Source organism: Nostoc sp. UHCC 0251 (assembly GCF_034932245.1).
Lineage (GTDB): Bacteria > Cyanobacteriota > Cyanobacteriia > Cyanobacteriales > Nostocaceae > Nostoc.
This window is the reverse complement of record NZ_JAYGHD010000208.1, coordinates 1-4,236: the sequence shown is the minus strand read 5'-3', so window position 1 is coordinate 4,236 and position 4,236 is coordinate 1. Positions and strand designations below refer to the sequence as shown.

The window sequence follows — 4,236 nt, the reverse complement described above, 5'->3', positions numbered from 1 at the left end:
CATCTTTCCTCCCTCACGGGAATATCCCTGACTTTCCTACCTGGGCAGTTACGATTTGCCCAAATAATAAGTGTGAATCCTGACAATTGCTGTGTGAAATTAAAAATGCAAATATGAATTTGGGGAAAGTTTGTATTTAGGCATTTAAATGACAGATTTTTTGTAAAAATGTCCTTTGTAATTAGTCATTGGTCTTTAATTAGAACTCATCATTTAACCAAGGACAAATGACAAATGTGCAAATTAGATGCAGATTAGCTTAGGACTTTGAAAAGCATTAGCGGATGAATTGCGTAAATCCTCGACAGAAAACGAGTAGTCAATCTGGAAATTTGTAGTTTTCCAGAAAGTTACTTCACTTCATAATTTTTGCGTAGTTTATAAGGCAAGGCATAATGCAATCTTGGATTCGCAGTGGTAGGATTCGTTCTTCAGGAACTTTTTGTACAGGCGTGGCGCTGATGATGACAACTTTATTCTCTTGGTCATCACCTTTAGCTGGTACACCGAACTTTAGTACAGCAACAGCCGCGTCAGTCAATGAAAACAACATCACTGCATCTAATATTAGGCAAACATCCCAAACTCGCTGGATTGAAATTGATTTGTCAGAGCAACGCTTACGTGCATGGGAAGGTAAAAGACTTGTTTATTCATACCGCATTTCTGGAGGCAAGCGATCGACTCCCACACCCATAGGTAGATTTCGGATTAATTCTAAGTATCGCACTCACCGGATGCGAGGCAGGGGCTACAACATCCCTGATGTTCCTTACACAATGTATTTCTACAGAGGCTACGCTATCCACGGCGCTTACTGGCATAACCGTTTTGGAACTCCAGTTAGCCACGGTTGCGTAAATTTACCTGTTAAGCAAGCTCGCAATCTCTACAACTGGGCTAGGAATGGAACTTTAGTAGTGGTGCGGAAATAATTCGTAATTCGTAATTCGTAATTCGTAATTAAGAGTTGCAATTCTGCCTTTGATGTATGGACAGGTGCGTTTACCGGGTGTAACGCACCCTACATCACTGCTAGACTAAAAACACATCTTCGAGGGATTTAGGAGCTATGAGCTACTCAACTACTCAAGTACTTACCCTGGAGGAATTTCTAAAGCTCCCAGAAACAAAGCCTGCAAGTGAATATATTAACGGTGAGATTATTTCTAAGCCAATGCCGAAAGGGAGACACAGCCGCTTACAAGGCAAACTCGGTGCTGTTATTAATGAAGTCACGGAGAATCAGAAAATTGCCTATGCATTTCCTGAATTACGGTGTAATTTTGGCGATCGCTCAATTATACCTGATGTAGCTGTATTTCAATGGGGACGCATACCGTTCACCGTTGATAATGAAGTACCTGATAATTTTGAACTTCCACCAGACTGGACGATTGAGATTCTTTCGCCAGAACAAAAACCCAACAAAGTAATTGGGAACATTCTCCACTGTCTAAAGTATGGTAGCCGCCTTGGATGGTTTCTTGACCCTGATGATTTCAGTATTTTGGTATTTCTACCAGAGCAACAACCAGTATTACTCCAGGGAGAAGATTTTTTGCCTGTATTACCAGAAATTCAACTTGCACTAACCGTCAATCAAGTTTTTGGATGGTTAAAGATGGGCGGTTAGAAATAACTCGCTTGGAATGATAAGGTGCAACGCCAAATAGCCCATCGTAGATATGGCTGGGGAAAACCAAATTATAGATATAAATCATGTCTATAATAGACATGATTATGAATACAAGAGGTAGGAGAATGCACTGGAGAATTGCAGAAGCGAAACAGAGGTTCTCCGAACTAATTCATGCTGTAACTAAAGAACCGCGACTCATCTACAACCGAAATGAACTGGTAGCTGTTGTTGTCGAAGCTGAAATGTTTGAGGAATTCTTGATGTGGCGCAAGCAACGCGAAAAGTTTTCTTTAGCTGATGCCTTTAAAGAACTACGTCAGATAGCTGCTGAAGAAGATTATATTCTCGAAGTACCCTCCCGCCAAGACCGTCTTAACCCTTTCGCTGATGCCATCGATGACTTTTCTGTGTGACACTAACATTATCAGCGAATTAGTAAGGCTGCAACCTAACTCTGGTGTAGCGAAATGGGCAGAAAAAGTTTCCTCAATAGTTCTGAGTGCAATCACCGTTGAAGAAATATTTTACGGACTGACATCCAAGCCTAACCCTAGAATTCAAATATGGTTTGAGAACTTTTTGGAAAATAACTGTCAAGTATTGCCCATCACCATTGAAATCGCCAAGCGCTCCGGGGAATTGCGAAGTCAAGTAAGATTAAGTGGGAAAACACACACCCAAGCAGATATGATGATTGCTGCTACTGCTTAAATTCATCAATTGACTTTAGTAACGCGCAACATCCGGGATTTTGACGGTTGCGGTATCCCACTTTTAAATCCTTTTAATTAACTCAACTGTGCCACAAGTTGATTTTCCAACAGCGTATCATTCGTTAACAAGTCTTCAACGGTGATTCGCAAAAAGCGTTGCTCATCAACTTGAAAGAGAATTTTTATGCGATCGCTTCCAGGATATCCGGCTGGCGTCAGTTGGGCAATTGTCCTCGCACCTTCTTGATCGTTGAGAGGTTTGACGCTGGTTTCACTATTGTCCATCCGGCGAGTAATTAAGCGATCGCCATCAAAATAAACTTCAGTACTACCCGTATCTGCTCCCAATTCTCCCATAATTAGTTCAATGCTGGGCTGATTTTCCACTGAAGCGCCTAAGACTAATTCCACTGGCTGACTCATCGGATATGCTTGCCCAGCTTTAATCAGAGAATGCCATTTGTGGCGCTGATTGCGGCGATCCCAGTAGCGGATACCATAACTATGGTAGAGAAAGTCTTTGATTTGTACGCCTTGAGCTAACTGTAATGCACCTTGAGCGATCGCTTCAAAGGGACGTTCGCAACGGATTTTTTCTGGTTCAAAATACTGTTTGATCCATGTCTGCACTGCTGGTAATTGCACTGTCCCACCAACTAACAAAACTGCATTAATATCTGGAAGTTCTATTCCTTGCCGTCTTGCTTGCTGCAACAGTGTCGTCATCGACTCATCTAGTAACTCAAAAAATGCGTGTTCTTTGAGGATATCGTCAAAAGTATCGCGGTTTAGTTTCAGTTCATAGCTTTCAAATGTCTCATCATCAAAATAAACTTCACTAGCTTGATTTTGGGTTGATAGCTGAATTTTTACCCGTTCTGCCAATCTTGTTGTCAACGGACTTACCGCCAGTTCTTGAGTTTTGGCAAAGTAATCTACTAACCAATTATCAATATCAGTACCGCCCAAATTTTGCCCAGCTTTCGCCAGGACACGGGCAGTTTTAACTTTTTGTTTTGAATCTTCAGCCAGGGACTTATTACCCCATTTAAGGAGAAATCCCAGTGGCTTTGTGGTTGCTTGCACACTTTGATCCAATCGGACAAGAGACAAATCCAAAGTGCCGCCGCCAAAATCAATCACCAAGAGAATTTCTTGATCTGCTAAACCATAACCCAAGGCGGCTGCTGTGGGTTCATCCAACATCCGCACCTGTTCGACCGGGAGGGCTTGACAAACTTTCCCCAACCAGTGACGATAAGCTTCAAAACTGTCTACAGGTACGGTTAATACTAAAGAGTCTAACCCTCCTTCCTGGGGTGCTAGTTCTTCAATTACTTTGGTGAGGAACCATTGCCCTACTTGCTCAAAGGTGACAATTTGCCCATCTAGTTCGGGTAAGAAACCTTGGATATCTGCACCAATACCCCGCTTGAAGCTGCGGAAAAATCGCGTTTCGCCTTTGAGGTCAAGACCGCGATCGCGTACTTGTTGCCCTACTAAGACTTGATTTTTTGTTGCGTCTTCAACATAAACCAAGCTGGGAATCAGTGGCGGATTGAGACTTTGTTTAATTGATAAACCTGGTAGAGTTAGGGTTTCTGGCTGCTGGGTTACAGGGTTCCAACGAGCAATGACTGTGTTGCTAGTACCAAAATCGATTGCGATCGCCATATTTTATATTTATTCTCTCGCACAAAGATGCCAAAGCTGCTTTATTTGTGATTATTCTCTATAAGCTACCAAGAAAGCAAATGCACCCATAGGCTTACTTCTTTGCATCCCAATCCAGATATCGATTCAGTCTGTTGCAGCGAAGTGTTAGCCCCGGATTTCTCACCACACCCCTCAAAGCCTGCGCTTGTGCAGGTTCGCTAGTGG

At 42.5% G+C, this 4,236-nt stretch carries 5 protein-coding genes; 4 read left to right on the top strand and 1 reads right to left on the bottom strand.

The genetic code is table 11. The features are described from left to right. The first annotated feature begins 395 nt into the window (after window positions 1-395). The 4 genes from VB740_RS17340 to VB740_RS17325 all read left to right on the top strand — a co-directional run bounded on the left by VB740_RS17340 (window position 396) and on the right by VB740_RS17325 (window position 2,353). Window positions 396-935 carry a L,D-transpeptidase gene (locus VB740_RS17340; RefSeq protein WP_323201205.1) on the top strand — a complete coding sequence of 180 codons (540 nt, stop codon included), beginning with the start codon at window positions 396-398 and terminating at the stop codon, window positions 933-935. A 137-nt stretch (window positions 936-1,072) separates the two neighbouring features. After that, window positions 1,073-1,636 (top strand): Uma2 family endonuclease, encoded by a 564-nt coding sequence (locus tag VB740_RS17335; protein ID WP_323201204.1) that lies wholly within the window; start codon window positions 1,073-1,075, stop codon window positions 1,634-1,636. A gap of 128 nt (window positions 1,637-1,764) precedes the next feature. Beyond that, the gene (locus VB740_RS17330) at window positions 1,765-2,055 is read left to right on the top strand and encodes a type II toxin-antitoxin system prevent-host-death family antitoxin (RefSeq protein WP_323201203.1); all 291 of its coding nucleotides are present in this window, start codon (window positions 1,765-1,767) and stop codon (window positions 2,053-2,055) included. Then, entirely contained in the window at window positions 2,039-2,353 is a 315-nt protein-coding gene (locus VB740_RS17325) for a PIN domain-containing protein (RefSeq protein WP_323201202.1), read from the top strand. The genes VB740_RS17330 and VB740_RS17325 overlap by 17 nt, the downstream gene beginning before the upstream one ends. A 77-nt stretch (window positions 2,354-2,430) precedes the next feature. Here the strand turns inward: VB740_RS17325 and VB740_RS17320 are convergent, their stop codons facing one another. After that, window positions 2,431-4,029, bottom strand: coding sequence for an Hsp70 family protein (locus tag VB740_RS17320; protein ID WP_323201201.1), 1,599 nt, complete (start codon window positions 4,027-4,029; stop codon window positions 2,431-2,433). Between the last annotated feature and the right edge of the window lie 207 nt (window positions 4,030-4,236).

Coding starts and splice junctions, on each gene's coding strand:
- VB740_RS17330 (WP_323201203.1), top strand. CDS start 1,765: ATGCACTGGAGAATTGCAGAAGCGAAACAGAGGTTCTCCGAACTAATT.
- VB740_RS17340 (WP_323201205.1), top strand. CDS start 396: ATGCAATCTTGGATTCGCAGTGGTAGGATTCGTTCTTCAGGAACTTTT.
- VB740_RS17335 (WP_323201204.1), top strand. CDS start 1,073: ATGAGCTACTCAACTACTCAAGTACTTACCCTGGAGGAATTTCTAAAG.
- VB740_RS17325 (WP_323201202.1), top strand. CDS start 2,039: ATGACTTTTCTGTGTGACACTAACATTATCAGCGAATTAGTAAGGCTG.
- VB740_RS17320 (WP_323201201.1), bottom strand. CDS start 4,029: ATGGCGATCGCAATCGATTTTGGTACTAGCAACACAGTCATTGCTCGT.